Source organism: Streptomyces sp. NPDC012508, from assembly GCF_042902595.1.
Classification (GTDB): Bacteria; Actinomycetota; Actinomycetes; order Streptomycetales; family Streptomycetaceae; genus Streptomyces.
On sequence record NZ_JBIBEO010000015.1, the window covers coordinates 12,330 to 32,775 of the forward strand.

The 20,446-nt window shown below is 73.7% G+C and carries 1 protein-coding gene; it reads left to right on the top strand.

Annotated features, from left to right (window positions below; genetic code table 11):
• Nucleotides 1-168 precede the first annotated feature (168 nt).
• Entirely contained in the window at nt 169-20,415 is a 20,247-nt protein-coding gene (locus tag ACFY8U_RS35525) for a type I polyketide synthase (protein ID WP_389576251.1), read from the top strand.
• Nucleotides 20,416-20,446: the final 31 nt, after the last annotated feature.

Consider the following 20,446-nt stretch of genomic DNA (forward strand, 5'->3'; position numbering starts at 1 on the left):
GGGGTCGGGCTAGGGGTTGTCCACGCCTCGGCGCCGTTCGTAGGCTCAGCGAGAGTTTCCGCACGGAATTTCCCCTGCCGAAATTACCCATTCGGTGTCGGAGAAATCCCAGGCGAAATTGCGTTGTCGCGCGGGCAGGGTAATTCAGCGAAATTCCGCCGCGAAAGTGTGCTGCGGGTCCGGAGAAGGTGGCATCGAGTGGCCGACGACCAGAAGTATCTCGACTATCTCAGGCGGCTCACCGCGGACCTGCGGCAGACCCGGCGCCGCCTGCGGATCGCCGAGGCGCGCGGGAGCGAGCCCGTGGCGGTCGTCGGCATGGCATGCCGCTACCCCGGGGAGGTCCGCTCCCCGGAAGACCTCTGGGACCTCGTCTCCTCGGGCCGCGACGGCATCTCCGCCTTCCCCGTGGACCGCGGCTGGGACACCGCCGCCATCTACGACGAAGCCCCGGACGCCGCCGGCACCACCTATGTGCGCGAGGGCGGATTCGTCCACGAGGCAGGCGACTTCGACGCCGCCCTGTTCAACATCTCGCCGCGCGAGGCGCTCGCCATGGACCCGCAGCAGCGGCTGTTCCTGGAGACCTCCTGGGAGGCCCTGGAGCGCGCGGGCGTCGACCCGCTGTCCCTGCGCGGCAGCCGCACCGGCGTCTTCGTCGGCTCCTCCTCGTCCGCCTACGGTGCCGGGCTGCGCGCCCTGCCCGAGGGAGTGGAAGGGCACCTGCTGACCGGCAGCGCGCCCAGCGTCGTCTCCGGACGGGTCGCCTACGCCCTGGGCCTGGAAGGGCCCGCCGTCACCGTGGACACCGCCTGCTCGTCGTCCCTGGTGGCGACCCACCTCGCCGTGCAGGCACTGCGGTCGGGCGAGTGCGACGCGGCCCTCGCGGGCGGCGTGACCGTGATGACCAGCCCGGGCATCTTCACCGAGTTCAGCCGGCAGCGGGGCCTCGCCGCCGACGGCCGCTGCAAGCCGTTCTCCGCGGACGCCGACGGCACCGGATGGGCCGAAGGCTCAGGTGTGATCGTCCTCCGCCGCCTCGCCGACGCGAAGCGGCGCGGCGACCGCATCCTGGCGGTCATCCGCGGCTCCGCCGTCAACCAGGACGGTGCGTCGAACGGCCTTACGGCTCCGAACGGCCCCTCCCAGGAACGGGTCATCCTGGCGGCCCTGGAGAACGCCAGGCTCGACCCCGCCGATGTGGACGTGGTGGAGGCGCACGGCACCGGCACGACCCTGGGCGACCCGATCGAAGCGCAGGCACTGCTCGCCACGTACGGCCAGGGAGCCCGCCGCGAGCCCCTGCTGCTGGGCTCCGTCAAGTCGAACATCGGTCACGCGCAGGCCGCTTCGGGCGTCGCCGGGCTCATCAAGATGGTGCTGGCCCTGGGCAACGAAGAGCTGCCGCCGACCCTCCACGTCAGCGAACCCACCCCGCACGTCGACTGGTCGCAGGGCCAGGTGCGGCTGCTCACCGACCCGGTGGACTGGCCCCAGGACCCGGAGCGACCGCGCCGGGCGGGCGTCTCCTCCTTCAGCATCAGCGGAACCAACGTCCACATCATCCTGGAGGGCCCCGACGCGACGGCCGAACGGGCCGACGACGAGACCGGAGAGACCGGAGAGACCGGAGAGAGCGGCGCGAGCGGCGAGACCGGCGGGGAGAGCGGTGAGACCGGCGGCGAGTCGGCGAAGACCGCCGACGCCGACCGTCCGGTGCTCCCGGTGCTCCCGGTCGTCCCGTGGGTGTTGTCGGGGCACACGGCGGAGGCCCTCGCGGCGCAGGCCGGCCGCCTCGCCGCCATGGCCGAGGCCGACCCGGCGGGCGTGGGCCGCTCCCTGCTCTCGCGTGCGGTGCTGGAGCACCGGGCGGTGGTGCTGGGGGAGGACCGTGCCGGGGCTCTGCGGGCGTTGGCGCGTGATGTGTCGCATCCGGGTGTGGTGCGGGGTGTGGCGCGTTCCGGTGGCGCTCCGGTGCTGGTGTTCCCGGGGCAGGGGTCGCAGTGGTTGGGGATGGGCCGGGAGCTGGCGGGTTGGTCGCCGGTGTTCCGCGAAGGCCTTGAGGAGTGCGCGGCGGCGATGGAGCCGCACGTGGACTGGTCGCTGTGGGACGTCCTGGACAGCGAGGATGAGGTTCTTTGGGGTCGGGTGGATGTGGTCCAGCCCGTTCTGTGGGCGTTGATGGTGTCGTTGGCCCGGCTGTGGAAGTCGTGTGGTGTGGTCCCGTCGGCGGTGGTGGGTCATTCGCAGGGTGAGATCGCGGCCGCGGTGGTGGCCGGTGGTCTGTCGGTGGTGGACGGGGCGCGTGTCGTGGCGCTTCGTTCGCGTGCGCTGCGTGCGCTGGCGGGCCGGGGCGGGATGGTCTCGCTGGTCGCCGGCCCGGAGGTGGCCGCCGAGCTGGTGGCCGGCTTCGAGGGCCGGGCGTCGGTCGCAGCCGTCAACGGTCCCGGTTCGACGGTCGTGTCCGGTGAGCCGGACGCACTCGACGCTCTGATGGCGCTGTGTGAGACGCGTGGGATACGGGCGCGCCGCGTGCCGGTGGACTACGCCTCGCACTCCGTACAGGTGGAGGAACTGCGCGAGCAGATCCTTACCGACCTTGCTCCGATAGTTCCCAAGTCGTCCACTGTTCCGCTGTATTCGTCGGTGACCGGTGGCCGGATCGATACCGCGGTGATGGACGCGGCGTACTGGTACGAGAGTCTGCGGTCGTTGGTCCGGTTCGACGAGGCGACGAATGCGCTGCTGGCCGACGGCCGGTCGGTGTTCCTGGAGTCCAGCCCGCATCCGGTACTGACCCCTGGCATCGAGCAGTCGCTGGAAGCTGCCGGCCATCCGGGCGTCACGCTGGCCACCCTTCACCGTGACCGCGGGGACGCGACGCGCTGGCTGACCGCCCTAGCCGAGGCCCACGTGGCCGGTGTCCCGGTCGACTGGACCGGCGTCCTGCCCGACGCCCGGCCCGTCGACCTCCCCACCTACGCCTTCCAGCACACCCACTACTGGATGACCGAACCCCCCGAGGTGGCCCGCGCCCTGGACGCGGCCGCCGGCGGCGATCCGGACGAGTCGGAGTTCTGGGACGCCGTCGACCGGCTCGACTACGACCAGGTCGCCGGCACCCTGCACCTGGAATCCGGCGACGGCCTGGAGACCGTACTGCCCGCCCTCTCGGTGTGGCGCCGAAGCCGCGCCGAACGCTCCACCGTCGACGCCTGGCGCTACCGCGTCGCCTGGCAGCCCGCCGACCGCGCTCCCGCCACCGCACTCGACGGGCGCTGGCTGCTGCTGCGCACGGAGGGGACGGACGCGGACCACGCCGCACGCTGCGCCCAGGCGCTGCGCGAGGCGGGCGCCGACGTGACCGAGCTGACGGTGCCCGACGCCGGACTCGACCGGTGGGGCCTCAGCCAACTCCTGCGCGAGACGGCCGAGTCCGCCGAGTCGCCGATCACCGGGATCCTGTCGCTGCTCGCCGACGACCGCCGGGCGCACCCCGAGGACCCGGCGGTCTCCGTCGGGCTCGGCGCCACCCTCACCGTCGTACAGGCACTGGCCGACGCAGAGATCACGGCGCCGCTGTGGTGCGCCACCACCGGCGCCGTCGCCGCGCACCGCGCCGACCGGATCACCGACCCCGCCGCCGCCCGCATCTGGGGACTCGGCCGGGTCGCCGCCCTGGAACACCCCGAGCGCTGGGGCGGGCTGGTCGACCTGCCCGCCGACCCCGAGCCCCGCGCCCTGGCCCGCCTCGCCGCCGTGCTCACCGGAGCCGAGGACCAGGTCGCCGTGCGGGCCGAAGGCGTCTACGTACGCCGCCTGCTCCACGCGGCCTCCACCGCTGCCGGTGATCCCGCCCCGGCCTCTGACGCGCCCGAGGCGGTCCTGATCACGGGCGGCACTGGGGCCCTGGGCGCGGAGACCGCCCGGATGCTCGCGCGCCGGGGCACCCGGAAGCTGGTGCTGAGCAGCAGACGGGGCATGGAGGCCCCGGGGGCCGCCGAACTGGTCGCCGAGCTGGGCGAGCTCGGGGCGACGGCGACCGTCGTCGCCTGCGACGTCGCCGACCGCGAGGCACTCGCCGCGCTGCTCGCCGAGCACCCCGTCACCGGCGTCGTCCACGCCGCGGGGCTCGACCCGGTCCTCCCGATCGACGCGACGTCGGTGCCCGAGCTCGCCGACGGACTCCGGGCCAAGGCCTGCGGTGCCGAACACCTCGACGCGCTCCTCCCCGACGCCGAACTGTTCGTGCTGTTCTCATCCATCGCCGGGATCTGGGGCAGCGGCGGACAGGGCGCCTACGCCGCCGCCAACGCCCACCTCGACGCCCTCGCCACCGCCCGGCGGGCGGCCGGCCGTGCCGGAACCGCCGTCTCCTGGGGCTCCTGGGCAGAGGTCGGCATGGCCGCGCGGGACGGCGCCGACGAGTACCTGAGACGCCGTGGGCTGCGCCCCATGGCGGCGGCTCTGTGCATCGCCGCGCTGGAGCGCGCGATCGACTCCGACGACGCGTGCGTGACCGTCGCGGACGTGGACTGGACACGCTTCACACCTGCCTTCACCAGCCGCCGGCCCAGCCCGCTGCTGGCTGAGCTGCCCGAGGCGGCCGACGCCCTCGCGGAGGGCGCGGACGGCGACGAGGGCCGTTCGGGCACCTCTGCCGCCTCCGCCGTGCGGACCCTGCTGGCCGGGGTGCCTGAGTCGGAATGGGGCCGTACGGTCGTCGACCTGGTCCGCCGGGAGACCGCGGCGGTCCTCGGCTACCCCGAACCCGTCGAGGCCGAGCGCCCGTTCAAGGACCTGGGCGTGGACTCCCTCACCGCGCTCCAGGTCCGTAAGCGCGTGGCCGACGCCGTCGGTCTGCAACTGCCCGCGACGCTCGTCTTCGACCACCCCACGCCGTCTGCGGTCGCGCGTCACCTGCTGTCGCTGATCAGCGCCGACGAGCGCACGGCGGCCGTCGCGGTGACGGCGGCGTCCGACGAGCCGCTCGCCATCGTCTCCATGGCCTGCCGCTACCCCGGCGGGGTGGACTCCCCCGAGGCGCTGTGGGACCTGGTCGCCGAGGGCCGCGACGGGGTCGGCGCCTTCCCCACCGACCGCGGCTGGCGGGCGGCCCCGGGCGCGAGCGTCGACTTCGCCCTGGAGGGGGGCTTCGTCCACGACGCCACGGACTTCGACGCGGGGCTGTTCGGGATCTCGCCGCGTGAGGCGCTGGCGATGGATCCGCAGCAGCGACTGCTGCTCGAGACGGCCTGGGAGGCGCTGGAGCGGGCGGGCATGAACCCGCGCACGCTCCAGGGGACGGCGACCGGCGTGTTCGTCGGCGCCTCTCCCTCGGGGTACGGCGTCGGTGCCACCGACTCCGGCTCCGAGGGGCACTTCCTGACCGGCATGTCGGGGAGCGTGCTGTCCGGCCGCGTCGCGTACTCGTTCGGGCTCGAGGGCCCGGCGGTGACCGTCGACACTGCGTGTTCGTCGTCGTTGGTGGCACTGCACCTGGCAGCGCAGTCGCTGCGTGCCGGCGAGTGCTCCATGGCGGTCGTGGGCGGCGTCGCGGTGATGAGCACCCCAGGCGTCTTCGCCGAGTTCGACCGTCAGGACGGTCTGGCCGGGGACGGCCGGTGCAAGGCGTTCGCGGCTGCCGCGGACGGCACGGGATGGGGCGAGGGCGTCGGCGTGCTGCTCGTGGAGCGGCTCTCGGACGCCGAGCGCCTCGGCCATCAGGTCCTGGCGGTGGTGCGAGGTTCGGCGGTCAACCAGGATGGTGCGTCGAACGGTTTGACGGCGCCGAACGGTCCTGCGCAGCAGCGGGTCGTACGGGCGGCGCTGGCCGCGGCCGGGTTGGAGACGTCCGAGGTCGACGCCGTCGAAGCACACGGCACGGGCACGAGGCTCGGCGACCCGATCGAGGCGCAGGCCCTGCTGGCGACCTACGGACAGGACCGTGACGAACCCCTTTACCTGGGTTCGGTGAAGTCCAACATCGGTCACACCCAGGCGGCCTCGGGTGTCGCGGGTGTGATCAAGATGGTGGAGGCTCTGCGCCACGGCGTGCTGCCCAGGACCCTGCACGTGGACGAGCCGACGCCGCACGTGGACTGGTCGGCCGGCGCGGTGGAGCTGCTGTCGGAGGCGCGGGATTGGCCGGAGGCGGGGCGTCCGCGTCGCGCGGGTGTGTCGTCGTTCGGTGTGAGTGGTACGAACGCGCACGTCATCCTGGAGCAGGCCGCTGATGTGGCCGAAGCGGCTCCCGTTGAGGTGGGGGCTGCGGGGCCGTGGGTGTTGTCCGCGCGGTCGCAGGGTGCGCTGGTGGCCCAGGCCGAGCGGCTGGGCTCGTTCCTGGCCGAGCGTCCTGAGGTGGCTGCGTCGGCTGTGGCGCACACGCTGGCGACGGCGCGTGCGGCGCTGGAGCACCGGGCTGTCGTGCTCGGTGACGACCGCGACGAACTGCTGACCGGACTGCGGGCACTGGCCGGGGGAGAGCCCTCGCAGCGGGTCGTCACCGGCACGGTGCGGAACGGGCGTACGGGCTTCCTGTTCTCGGGTCAGGGTGCGCAGCGGGTCGGTATGGGCCGTGAACTGTATGACGCCTTCCCGGTGTTCGCGGACGCGTTCGACGCGGTGTGCGCGCGGGTGGATGTGGACCGGCCGCTGCGGGACGTCGTGTTCGGCGAGGACGCGGAGCTGCTGGCCCGTACGGCGTACACGCAGCCTGCTCTGTTCGCGGTCGAGGTGGCGCTGTTCCGGCTGGTGGAGTCCTGGGGTGTCACCCCGGACGTCCTCGTCGGGCATTCGATCGGTGAGCTGGCCGCCGCGCATGTGGCCGGGGTGCTGTCCCTGGACGACGCGTGTGCTCTCGTCTCGGCGCGTGGTCGGTTGATGGATGCGCTGCCGTCGGGCGGCGCGATGCTCGCCGTGGAGGCGGCCGAGGGTGAGCTTGAGCTGCCCGAGGGTGTGGACCTTGCGGCGGTGAACGGCCCCACCTCCCTGACCGTTTCCGGTGACGCCGATGCGATCTGTGCCCTGGAGGAGCGGCTCCGGGCAGAGAACGTACGGGTGAAGCGGCTGACCGTTTCCCACGCGTTCCATTCGCGTCTGATGGAGCCGATGCTCGACGAGTTCGCGTCCGTCGCGAAGTCGTTGACGTACAACGCTCCGACCATCCCGGTCGTCACCACGGCGCCGGGCGATCTGGCGACGCCGGACTACTGGGTCGGTCAGATCCGTGAGCCTGTCCGCTTCGCCGACGCGATCGCCTCGCTCACCGACGTGCGGGTCTTCCTCGAGCTCGGGCCTGACGGGGTGCTCTCCGCCCTCGTCCCGAACATCGCCGAGGACGTCACCGCCGTCCCGGCCCTGCGTGCGGGGACAGGGGAGACGACCGCCTTCGGGCGGGCCCTGGCCGGCCTGTATGTCCTGGGTGCTGTCGTGGACTGGGACCGGTATGTGTCGGGGCCTGGTGTGGGTCTGCCGACGTATGCGTTCCAGCGTGAGCGGTACTGGCTGGGGTCGGCAGAGGTCGCGGAGGTGGCGGCTTCCGGCGCTGAGGATGAGGCGTTCTGGTCGGCGGTTGAGGCTGGTGACAGTGGGGCGCTGGCCGAGGTGCTGCGTGTGGGTGCTGGTGAGGTGGAGGCGGTGTTGCCGGCTCTGGCGGGCTGGCGGCGTGAGCGGGTGGAGCGTTCGCGTGCTGACGTGATGCGGTATCGCGTTGCGTGGCGTGTGACCGACGAGGAGACCGTCGGTGTGTCGGGTCGTTGGCTCGTGGTGGGTACGGAGGGTGTGCCTGAGGAGCGGGTCGAGGCGTGTGTGGGGGCTTTGGCGGGCGGTGGTGCGGAGCCGTTCGTGGTGGTGCTGGACGATGGTGAGCTTGATCGTTGGGAGTTGGCTGCCCGGCTGACGGAGGAGGACGCGTTCGGGGGTGGTGTCGCTGGTGTGTTGTCGCTGGCGGCGCTGGACTCGCGTGTGGGTGTGGCGGGTGTGCCGGAGGGTCTTCCGGTGTCGGTGGCGTGGTCGCTGGCGCTGGTGCAGGCGTTGGGTGATGCGGAGATCGACGCGCCGTTGTGGTGTGTGACGTCGGGTGCCGTGTCGACGGGGCGTGCCGATGGTGTGGTGGATCCGGTTCAGGCTCAGGTGTGGGGGCTGGGGCGGGTTGCCGCGTTGGAGTTCCCGCAGCGTTGGGGCGGGTTGGTGGATCTTCCGGTGGTGCTGGACGAGCGTGCGGGCTCGCGTCTGGCACGGGTACTGGCCGGATCCGAGGACCAGGTCGCAGTCCGCGCCTCCGGCACCTTCGCGCGCCGTGTTGCCCGTGTGGAGCCGCATGCTGACGCTCCTGGGGAGTTCGCTTCCGCCGGAGCGGTTCTCGTCACCGGGGGTACCGGGGCCCTCGGTGCGGCTGTCGCCCGTCGCCTTGCCCGGCGCGGGGTCACCGAGCTGGTGCTGACCAGCAGGCGGGGCATCGAGGCCCCGGGGGCCGCCGAACTGGTCGCCGAGCTGGGCGAGCTCGGGGCGACGGCGACCGTCGTCGCCTGCGACGTCGCCGACCGCGGGGCACTCGCCGCCCTGCTCGCCGAGCACCCGGTCACGGGTGTGTTCCACGCGGCTGGTGTCGTGGACACCGTGCCGCTGGTCGGTGTGGGTCCGGAGCAGTTCGCGGAGGTTCTGCGGGCCAAGACGCTGGGCGCCCGGCACCTGGACGAACTGGTGCCCGAGGCTGACATGTTCGTACTGTTCTCGTCGATCGCGGGTGTATGGGGCAGCGGAGGGCAGTCCGCGTATGCGGCGGCCAACGCCTACCTGGACGGTCTGGCCGAGCAGCGCCGCGCCCGCGGCCTGACCGCCACCTCGGTGGCCTGGGGACCCTGGGCCGAAGCCGGAATGCTCGTGGAGGAGAACGCCGAGGACTACCTGCGCCGCCGCGGCCTGACGCCGCTGCCGCCCGAGCTCGGAGTGACCGTCCTGGAGGACGCGGTCGCCCGCGACCTCGGCTGTCTCGTCGCCGTCGACGCGGACTGGACTCGCTTCGCACCCGCCTTCGGATCGGGCCGCGCCACCCACCTCTTCGACGACGTTCCCGAGGCCGTGGCCCCGTCCGCCGCCGCACCCGTGCCGGAGGCGGACTCCGACACCACGCCCCTCGTCTCCGCGCTCGCCGGAAAGGGACCCGCCGAGCGTCGTGCGCTGCTGCTGGACGCCGTCCGGACCGGTGCCGCCGCCGTCCTGGGCCATGCGAGCGCGGACAGCATCCCCGTCGAACTCCCCTTCTCCGACCTGGGCTTCGACTCGCTCACCGCCGTCGACCTCCGCGACCGGCTGATGGCCGCGACCGGCCTCTCGCTCTCCGCGACACTCGTCTTCGACCACCCCACCGCCCAGGCCCTGGCCGGCCACCTCGCCGAGCTGCTGCCGTCCTCCGCTCCCGGCGACACGTCGGCGGCGATCGCACCCCGCGTCGCAGCCGACCCGGACGAGCCGATCGCGATCGTCTCCATGGCATGCCGCTTCCCCGGCGGAGTCCGGTCCCCGGAGGACCTGTGGGACCTGGTCGCCTCGGGAGCCGAGGGCATCACCGACTTCCCCGCCGACCGCGGCTGGGACCTCTCCGCACTCCGGGAGACGGGAGCCTTCGCGGCCGAGGGCGGCTTCGTCCACGACGCCACCGAGTTCGACGCGGGGCTGTTCGGCATATCGCCGCGTGAGGCGATCGCGATGGATCCGCAGCAGCGACTGCTGCTCGAGACGGCCTGGGAGACGCTGGAGCGGGCGGGCATGAACCCGCGCACGCTCCAGGGCACGTCGACCGGCGTGTTCGTCGGCGCCTCGACGTCCGGCTACGGCACCGGCGGGCGCACCGAAGGCGCGGACGGCCACCTGATGACCGGCATGGCCGGGAGCGTGCTGTCCGGTCGGGTCGCGTACTCGTTCGGCCTCGAGGGCCCGGCGGTGACCGTCGACACGGCGTGTTCGTCGTCGTTGGTGGCGCTGCACCTGGCGGCGCAGTCGCTGCGCACCGGCGAGTGCTCCATGGCGCTCGCCGGCGGTGTGACCGTGATCGTCGGTCCCGACATCTTCGCCGAGTTCGACCGTCAGGACGGTCTGGCCGGGGACGGTCGGTGCAAGGCGTTCGCGGCCGGCGCGGACGGCACGGGCTGGGGTGAGGGTGTGGGTCTGCTGCTGCTGGAGCGGCTGTCGGACGCGCGCCGCAACGGGCACGAGGTGCTCGGGGTGGTGCGGGGTTCGGCGGTCAATCAGGACGGTGCGTCGAACGGTTTGACGGCGCCCAACGGTCCTGCGCAGCAGCGGGTGGTGCGGGCGGCGCTGGCCGCGGCGGGTCTGGAGACGTCCGAGGTCGACGCAGTAGAGGCGCACGGTACGGGTACGCGGCTCGGTGACCCGATCGAGGCGCAGGCATTGCTGGCAACGTACGGCCAGGACCGCGAGGAGCCGCTGTATCTGGGGTCGGTGAAGTCGAACATCGGTCACACTCAGGCTGCTTCGGGTGTCGCGGGTGTGATCAAGATGGTGGAGGCGATCCGTCGGGGTGTGCTGCCCCGGACGCTGCATGTCGACGAGCCGACGCCGCATGTGGACTGGTCGGCCGGCGCGGTGGAGCTGCTGTCGGAGGCGCGGGATTGGCCGGAGGCAGGTCGTCCGCGTCGCGCGGGCGTGTCGTCGTTCGGTGTGAGTGGTACGAACGCGCACGTCATCCTGGAGCAGGCCGCTGAGGTTCTTGATGTGGCTGAGCCGGCTCCGGTGGGGGCTGTGGGGCCGTGGGTGTTGTCCGCGCGGTCGCGGGATGCGCTGGTGGCCCAGGCGGGTCGGTTGGGCTCATTCCTGGCCGAGCGTCCTGAGGTGGCTGCGTCCGCCGTGGCGCACACGCTGGCGACGGCGCGTGCGGCGCTGGAGCACCGGGCGGTCGTGCTCGGTGACGACCGCGACGAACTGCTGACCGGACTGCGCGCACTGGCAGAGGACCAGGCCGTTCCTTCCGTGGTCCGTGATGAGGCCGCGCACGGCGGGCTGGCGCTGCTGTTCACCGGCCAGGGCGCGCAGCGGGCCGGTATGGGGCGTGAGCTGTACGAGGCGTTCCCGGTGTTCGCGGACGCGTTCGACGCGGTCTGTGCGCGGGTGGACCTCGAACGGCCGCTGCGTGAGGTCGTGTTCGAGGACGGTGAGGCCCTGGACCGGACCGTCTACGCGCAGCCTGCTCTGTTCGCGGTCGAGGTGGCGTTGTTCCGATTGGTCGAGTCCTGGGGTGTCACCCCGGACGTGATGGTGGGCCACTCGATCGGTGAGCTGGCCGCCGCGCACGTGGCCGGAGTGCTGTCCCTGGACGACGCGTGCCGTCTGGTGTCGGCGCGTGGCCGTTTGATGGATGCGCTGCCGTCGGGCGGCGCGATGCTGGCCGTGGAGGCTGCTGAGGGTGAGCTTGAGCTGCCCGAGGGTGTGGACCTTGCGGCGGTCAACGGGCCGACTTCGGTGACGGTGTCCGGTGACGCGGACGCGATCGGTGCGCTGGAGGAGCGGCTCCGGGCGGAGAACGTACGGGTGAAGCGGCTGGCCGTTTCCCACGCGTTCCATTCGCGTCTGATGGAGCCGATGCTCGACGAGTTCGCGTCCGTCGCGAAGTCGTTGACGTACCACTCGCCGACGATTCCCGTCGTTGCCACTGCTTCCGGGGACATTGCGACGCCGGACTACTGGGTCGGTCAGATCCGTGAGCCCGTCCGGTTCGCCGAGGCGATCGCCTCCCTCAGCGGTGTTCGTACGGCACTGGAGCTGGGTCCTGCCGGTGTGCTCTCCGCCTTCGTACCGGAGCAGGTCGACACCCTGGCCGCCGTACCCGCGCTGCGCCCCGACCGCCCCGAGGCCACCACCCTCGTCGCCGCCCTGGCCCGCCTGCACACACGTGGCGTCCTGGTCGAGTGGGACCGGTATGTGTCGGGGCCTGGTGTGGGTCTGCCGACGTATGCGTTCCAGCGTGAGCGGTACTGGCTGGGGACGGCAGAGGTCGCGGAGGTCGCGGTTACTGGCGCTGAGGATGAGGCGTTCTGGTCGGCGGTTGAGGCTGGTGATAGTGGGGCGCTGGCCGAGGTGCTGCGTGTGGGTGCTGGTGAGGTGGAGGCGGTGTTGCCGGCTCTGGCGGGCTGGCGGCGTGAGCGGGTGGAGCGTTCGCGTGCTGACGGGATGCGGTATCGCGTTGCGTGGCGTGTGACCGGTGAGGATTCCGTCGGTGTGTCGGGTCGTTGGCTCGTGGTGGGTACGGAGGGTGTGCCTGAGGAGCGGGTCGAGGCGTGTGTGGGGGCTTTGGCGGGCGGTGGTGCGGAGCCGTTCGTGGTGGTGCTGGACGATGGTGAGCTTGATCGTTGGGAGTTGGCTGCCCGGCTGACGGAGGAGGACGCGTTCGGGGGTGGTGTCGCGGGTGTGTTGTCGCTGGTGGCGCTGGACTCGCGTGCGGGTGTGGCGGGTGTGCCGGAGGGTCTTCCGGTGTCGGTGGCGTGGTCGCTGGCGCTGGTGCAGGCGTTGGGTGATGCGGAGATCGACGCGCCGTTGTGGTGTGTGACGTCGGGTGCTGTGTCGACGGGGCGTGCCGATGGTGTGGTGGATCCGGTTCAGGCTCAGGTGTGGGGGCTGGGGCGGGTTGCCGCGTTGGAGTTCCCGCAGCGTTGGGGCGGGTTGGTGGATCTTCCGGTGGTGCTGGACGAGCGTGCGGGCTCGCGTCTGGCACGGGTACTGGCCGGATCCGAGGACCAGGTCGCCGTCCGCGCCTCCGGCACCTTCGCGCGCAGGCTCGTCCGTTCCGCAGCCCCCGCCGGGGCGGCCGCCCGCTCCTGGCGGCCGCGCGGAACCGTACTCGTCACCGGCGGCACCGGCGGGCTCGGCTCGCGTGTGGCCACCTCGCTCGCCGAGGCCGGCGCCGAGCACCTGCTGCTCACCAGCAGGCGCGGCCCCGAGGCGCCGGGCGCGGACGAACTCGCCGCGTCCCTGGAGGCCCTGGGCTGCCGGGTCACCATCGCGGCCTGTGACGCCGCCGACCGTGATGCGCTGGCCGCGCTGCTCGCGGAGCACCCGGTCACCGGCGTTTTCCACGCGGCTGGTGTCGTGGACACCGTGCCGCTGGTCGGTGTGGGTCCGGAGCAGTTCGCGGAGGTTCTGCGGGCCAAGACGCTGGGTGCCCGGCACCTGGACGAACTGGTGCCCGAGGCTGACATGTTCGTTCTGTTCTCGTCGATCGCGGGCGTGTGGGGCAGTGGCGGGCAGTCCGCGTACGCGGCGGCCAACGCCTACCTCGACGGTCTGGCCGAGCAGCGGCGCGCCCGCGGCCTGACCGCCACCTCGGTGGCCTGGGGACCCTGGGCCGAAGCCGGCATGCTGGTCGACGGTGAGGCGGAGGAGCACCTGCGCCGCCGCGGCCTCATCCCGCTCGACCCCGGTCTCGCCGTGACCGCGCTGGAGCAGGTGGTCACCCACGATCTCGGCTGCCTCACCTTCGCCGACCTCGACTGGCACCGCTTCTCCGCCAGCTTCACCGCCGTCCGTCCCGCGCCGCTCTTCGGCGAACTCCCCGAGGCCGCCAGGCGCGAGGCCGAAGGGGCGACCACCGCCCAGGGCACGCCGCTGCGCCGCCGCATCGCGGAACTCGGCGCGCAGCAGCGGGAGCGGGTCCTGCTGGCACTCGTACGTGACGAGGCGGCCGCCACGCTGGGCCACAGCGGCAGCGACGCCGTCGCACCGCTGCGAGCCTTCTCCGACCTCGGGTTCGACTCGCTGATGGCGGTGGAACTGCGGGGGCGGCTGAGCGACGCCACCGGCCTGGACCTGCCCGCCACCCTGGTCTTCGACCACCCCACCGCCCAGGACCTCACCACCCACCTCGCCGCCCTGCTCGTCGCGGACCTCCCGCTGGCGGCCGGGAACGAGGAGGGCACCCTCGACGCCGGGGCCGTCCCCGCGGTCCCGGACGCCGGCGGCTCCCACGACGAGCCGCTGGCCGTCATCGGCATGAGCTGCCGATTCCCCGGCGGAGTCCACTCGCCCGAGGACCTGTGGGACCTCGTCGCCGAAGGTGTCGACGCGGTCGGCGACTGCCCCGCGGAGCGCGGCTGGCCGCTGCAGCCCGCCGACGGCACCGGCGTGCCCCGCCCCCTCCAGGGCGGATTCCTGGCCGACATCGCCTCCTTCGACGCCGGCCTGTTCAACATCTCGCCCCGCGAGGCCGTGATGATGGATCCGCAGCAGCGACTGCTGCTCGAGACGGCCTGGGAGGTCTTCGAGCGCGCCGGCATCGACCCGCTCTCGCTGCGCGGCTCCCGTACCGGCGTCTTCGCGGGCGCCAACAACCACGACTACACCTCTCTGCCCGGCGAGACCCCGGAGGGCGGCGAGGGCTACCTGGCCACCGGGGGTTCTGCCAGCGTTCTCTCCGGCCGGATCTCCTACACGTTCGGCCTGGAGGGCCCGGCCGTCACCGTCGACACCGCCTGCTCGTCCGGCCTGGTCGCCCTGCATCTCGCGGGGCAGGCCCTGCGCCGCGGTGAATGCTCCCTGGCCCTGGCCGGCGGCGTGGTCACCATGTCCACCCCCGGCGTCTTCGCCGAGTTCGGCAAGCAGGACGCGATGGCGGCCGACGGCCGCTGCAAGGCGTTCTCCGACGAGGCCGACGGCACCGGCTGGGCGGAGGGCGCCGGCATCCTGCTGCTGGAACGGCTCTCGGACGCCCGCCGCAACGGCCACCGGATCCTCGCGGTCGTCCGCGGCTCCGCCGTCAACCAGGACGGCGCATCCAACGGCCTCACCGCCCCCAACGGCCCCTCCCAGCAGCGCGTCATCCGCGCCGCCCTCGCCGACGCGGGGCTGTCCCCGTCCGACGTGGACATGGTCGAGGCCCACGGCACCGGCACCCGGCTCGGCGACCCGATCGAGGCCCAGGCGCTGCTGGCGACCTACGGCCAGGGCCGGACGGACGACGAGCCGCTCTGGCTCGGCTCCATCAAGTCCAACATCGGTCACACACAGGCCGCTTCGGGCATCGCGGGCGTCATCAAGGGAGCCATGGCGATGCGGGCCGGCCGGCTGCCGCGCACGCTCTTCGCCGACCGGCCCACCACCCAGGTCGACTGGACGGCCGGAAACGTCAGGCTGCTCGCCGAGGAGCGGGCCTGGCCCGAGAAGTCCGGGCCGCGCCGCGTGGGCGTCTCGTCGTTCGGCATGAGCGGCACCAACGCCCACGTGATCCTGGAGCAGGCGCCCGCCGACGAGGCCGTACGCGAAACCGCCGCGCCCGCGCCCTCGGCCCGGCCGGTGCCGTGGCTGCTCTCCGCCGACACCCCCGACGGGCTGCGCGACCAGGCCCGTCGACTCGCCGGCTCCGTACCGGCCACCAGTGCGTCGGACGACCCGCTCGACCTGGCATGGACGCTGGCCACCGCCCGCGCCACCCTCGCCGAGCGCGCCGTCGTCCTCGGACCCGAAGGGCTGACCGCCCTCGCCGAAGACGGCGATTCGCCGGAACTGCGCCGCGGCACCGCCCGCCAGACCGGCGCGCCCGTCTTCGTCTTCCCCGGGCAGGGCGCCCAGTGGACCGGCATGGCCGCCCGGCTCATCGACACCGAGCCGGTGTTCCGGACACGGCTGGAGGAGTGCGAGCGCGCGCTCGCTCCGTACCTCGACTTCTCGCTCATCGCCGTGATCCGCGGCGAGGACCCGGTGCACGCCGGCGTGGACCGCGCCGACGTCGTACAGCCGCTGCTGTGGGCGGTGATGGTGTCGCTGGCCGAGCTGTGGCGCGCGTCGGGCGTCGAGCCCGCCGCCGTGATCGGCGCCTCCCAGGGCGAACTGGCCGCCGCCGTCGTGGCGGGTGCCATGGAGCTGACGGACGCCGCGCGCGTCGTCGCCGCCCGCAGCCGGGCCATCGCCGACCAGCTGTCGGGCCGCAGCGGCCTGGTGTCCCTGCCGCTGACCGAGGCCGAGGCCGCGGAGATGCTCGCCACGCTGGCCCAGCCGCTGTGGATCGCCGCGCTCAACGGTCCGCGGGCCACCGTGGTCGGCGGCGAGAACGCCGCACTGGACCGCCTGACCGCCGAGTGCGAGCGGCGCGGCGTGCGCGCGCGCCGCGTCGGCATCGACTACGCCTCGCACACGGTGCTGGTCGAACCGCTCCGCCCGGTCTTCGAGGCGCTGCCCGAGACGCCCGCCGCCTCCGGCGACGTGCCGTTCTACTCGACGGTCACCGGTGCGGCACTGGACACCGCGGACCTGGGCTCCGGCTACTGGTACCGCAACCTCCGCGACACCGTACGGCTGGACCAGGCCGTCCGCGCCGCCGGGGCCGACGGCCACACCACCTTCCTGGAGATCAGCCCGCACCCCGTGCTCACCCCGGGCATCACCGAGACTCTCGACGACACCGACACCACGGGTGCGGTGCTCACGACCCTGCGCAGGGGCGAGGACGACGTCCGCCGCTGGGCGCTGGCGCTCGCCGAGGCGCACTGCGCGGGCGTCGACGTGGACTGGCGCGGCGTGCTGGGCGGTCCGGTCGGCCGGAGCGTTCTCGACCTGCCCACCTACCCCTTCCAGCAACGGCGTTACTGGCCGGACATCCGCCCCGCCGCCGATGTCGCCGCCGCCGGGCTGTCCGGCGTACGGCACCCGCTGCTCGGCGCGGCGGCACCGCTGGCCGGTGGTGGCACGCTGTGGACGGGCAGGCTGTCGACGGCCACCCACCCCTGGCTCGCCGACCACACCATCGGTGACGCGGTGCTGCTGCCCGGCACCGCCTTCGTGGAACTCGCCCTGCACGCCGGCCTCGACGGCCTGGACGAACTCACCCTCCAGGCACCCCTGGTGATACCCGCCGGCGCGGGCGTGACGCTCCAGATGCTCGTGGGGGAGTCCGCCGAGGACGGCCGCCGGCCCGTCACCGTCTCCGCCCGCCCCGAGGCGGCGGGCGACGCGGGCGAAGCGGGCGCGCCCTGGACCACTCACGCCACCGGCTTCCTCGCCGGTACCGGCTCCGCGGACCGGGCGCCCGAAACCAGCACGCCGGCCCCGTGGCCGCCCGCCGGAGCCGTACCGGTTCCCGTCGACGGCTGCTACGAAGCCCTCGCCGACGCCGGCTACACCTACGGCCCGGTCTTCCAGGGGCTGAAGACGCTCTGGCGCGCCGGGGACGACCTCTGCGCGGAGGTCGCGCTCCCCGACACGGCACGTGCCGACGCCGAGCGCTTCGGACTGCACCCCGCGCTCTTCGACGCCGCCCTGCACGCGGCGGGCGTGGGCGGACTGCTCGCCCGGACCGGGCTGCTCCCGTTCGCCTGGGAGGGCGTCCGGCTGCACGCGACGGGCGCCGACACCCTGCGGGTACGGCTCTCGCCGGCGGGCCGGGACGCCATCTCGCTCGTGGCCACCGACGCCGCCGGGACCCCCGTCGCCGAGGTCGCCTCCCTCACCCTGCGGCCGGTCGGCGCCGACGCGCTGCGCCGGGCGGCCCGCGCCGCGGAACTCGACGTACTCCACCGCGTGGACTGGGCGCCCGCCGCCGAAGGACCGGCCCTCCCGCTGGTCCTCGTCGGCCCGCCGCCCGCCGCCCTCGCGTCGCTCGCGGCCACCCGGTACGACGACCTGGACGCGCTCGGCGCCGCGGTCGAGGCGGGCGAGCTGCTGCCGGAGGCCGTCCTGTGGTGCGGCTCCCGGCCCGGCGGCGAGGAAACCGGCCACGCGGCCGACATCGGGGGCCACGCGGCAGACCCCAGCGCCGCGCACGCGGCCGACACCGCCTCCCTGCACGCCGCCGTCCACGAGGCGCTGCACGCCGCCCAGACCTGGCTGGCCGACGCGCGCTTCGCCGGCTCCCGGCTCACCGTGCTGACGGCACGCGCGGTCGCCGTCGGTGCGGGCGAGGGCGTCCCCGACCTCGCGGGCGCCGCCGTGCACGGCCTGCTGCGCTCGGCGCAGAGCGAGCACCCGGACCACTTCGCCCTGATCGACGTGGACGGCCACCCCGACTCGGCCGCCGCCCTGCCCACCGCGCTCGGCTCCACGGAGCCACAGCTCGCGATCCGCGCGGGCGCCCTGCTCGCGCCCCGGCTGGCCCGCGGCACCGGACCGGCCCCTGCCGGGGATCCGGTGCCCGGCACCCGCCTCGACACCACCGGCGAAGGCACCCTGGAGAACCTGGCGTTCGTCCCCGCCCCCGAGGCACTCGCCGACCTCGGCCCCACCCAGGTCCGGGTCGCGATGCGCGCCGCGGGCGTCAACTTCCGTGACGTGGTGATGGCCCTGGGCATGGTCCCCGGCCAGCGCGGCATGGGCACCGAGGGCGCCGGCGTGGTCCTTGAGACGGGCGCCGAGGTCACCGACCTCGCCCCCGGCGACCGCGTCTTCGGCCTGTTCGCCGGGGCCTTCGGGCCCACCGCCGTCACCGACCGGCGGGTGCTGGCGCGCATGCGGCCGGAGTGGACCTACGCCGAGGCGGCCTCCGTACCCACCCCGTTCCTGACGGCCTACTACGGGCTGGTGGACGTCGCCGGCGTCACCGCGGGCGAGACCGTCCTCGTCCACGCGGCGGCGGGCGGCGTCGGCATGGCCGCCGTGCAGCTCGCCCGTCACCTCGGCCTGGAGATCCACGGCACCGCCTCGCCCGGCAAGTGGCGGGCCACCGGCCTGCCCGACGAGCGGCTGTCCTCCTCCCGGACCACGGACTTCGAGGACCGGGTGCGCGAAGCCACCCGCGGACGAGGCGTGGACGTGGTGCTGAACTCGCTGGAGGGCCCCTTCATCGACGCCTCGCTGCGTCTGCTGGCCCCCGGCGGCCGGTTCGTCGAAATGGGCAAGACGGACATCCGCGACGGTGAGCAGGTCAGGGCCGCCCACCCGGGCACGCACTACGACGTCTTCGACCTCATGAGCACCGACCGGGGCCGGATCGCGGAGATCTTCACCGAGATCATCGACCTGTTCGATCAGGGCGTTCTGGAACTCCTGCCGCTCACCGCCTGGGACCTGCGGGACGCCGCCGAGGCGTTCCGGTTCATGGGCCGCGGCCGGCACATCGGCAAGAACGTCCTCACCCTGCCCGCCGCCCCCGACCCCGACGGCACGGTCCTCATCACCGGCGGCACCGGAGCGCTGGCTGGCCTGCTCGCCCGCCACCTGGTCGCCGAGCACGGCGTACGGCACCTGGTGCTGGCCAGCCGAAGCGGCCCGGCCGCCCCGGGCGCGGACCGGCTCGCCGCCGACCTCGCCGCGGTCGGGACCGACGTACGGATCGAGGCCTGCGACGTCGCCGACAGCGACGCGCTCACCGCCCTGCTGGCCGGCCTCGACCGCCCGCTCACCGGCGTCGTCCACGCCGCCGGGATCCTCGACGACGGAGTGCTCGACGCGCTCACCCCGGAGCGCGCCGACCGGGTCCTGGCCCCCAAGGCGGACGCTGCCCTGCTCCTCGACGAACTGACGGCCCACCAGGACCTGGCGTTCTTCGTCCTGTTCTCCTCGGCCGCCGCGACCTTCGGGTCCGCCGGGCAGGCGAGCTACGCCGGCGCCAACGCCGTCCTCGACGCCCTGGCCCACCGCCGCCGGGTCCGCGGACTGGCCGGCCAGTCCCTGGCCTGGGGCCTCTGGGACACCGAGGACGGCATGGCGGGCGGCCTCGGCCGACGTGAGCGCGACCGGGCGGCGACTGCCGGCGTGATCGGCGCGGAACAGGGCATGGCGCTCTTCGACGCCGCCCGCACCCTGCCGCACGCCCACCTCGTGCCCGTCGCCCTCGACCTCGCACGGCTGCGCGAAGAAGCGAAGGGGCAGCCGGTGCCCGCGCTGCTGCGCGGCCTGGTCCGCGCCCCCGTCGAGCGCACCCGGGCCGGCGCCGCGGCCCCCCGCGACCTGGCCGCCGACCTCGCCCGGCTCCCGGAGCCCGAACAGCGGCGCACCGTCCTCGACCTCGTACGCGCACACGCCGCCGCCGTCCTCGGCTACGACGGCCCCGACGCGGTCGCCGCCGAACACGCCTTCACCAAGCTCGGCTTCGACTCGCTCACCGCGGTGGAACTGCGCAACCGGCTCACCAAGGCGACCACGCTGCGGCTGCCCGCCGGCCTGGTCTTCGACCACCCCACACCGGCCGCGCTCGCCGCGCACCTGTGGACCGAACTGGCCGGGTCCACCGACCCGGCGCAGGCGGACACGGCGGACGTACTGGCCGGCCTCGACCGACTGGAAGCCGCCGTCGGCCGGCTCACCGCGGCCGGGGCCGACAGCCCGGCCGTCGCCGACCGGCTGCGCGCGCTGCTGGCCCGGGTGACCGAGGGCGAGCCGGATGCGGCAGGCGTGAAGACCGCCGTCGCCGACCGGCTCGAGGACGCCTCGGCATCCGACGTCTTCGACTTCATCGACAAGGAGCTGGGACTGTCGTGACCTCCCGCCGGACGGCCGACCGCACCGAACC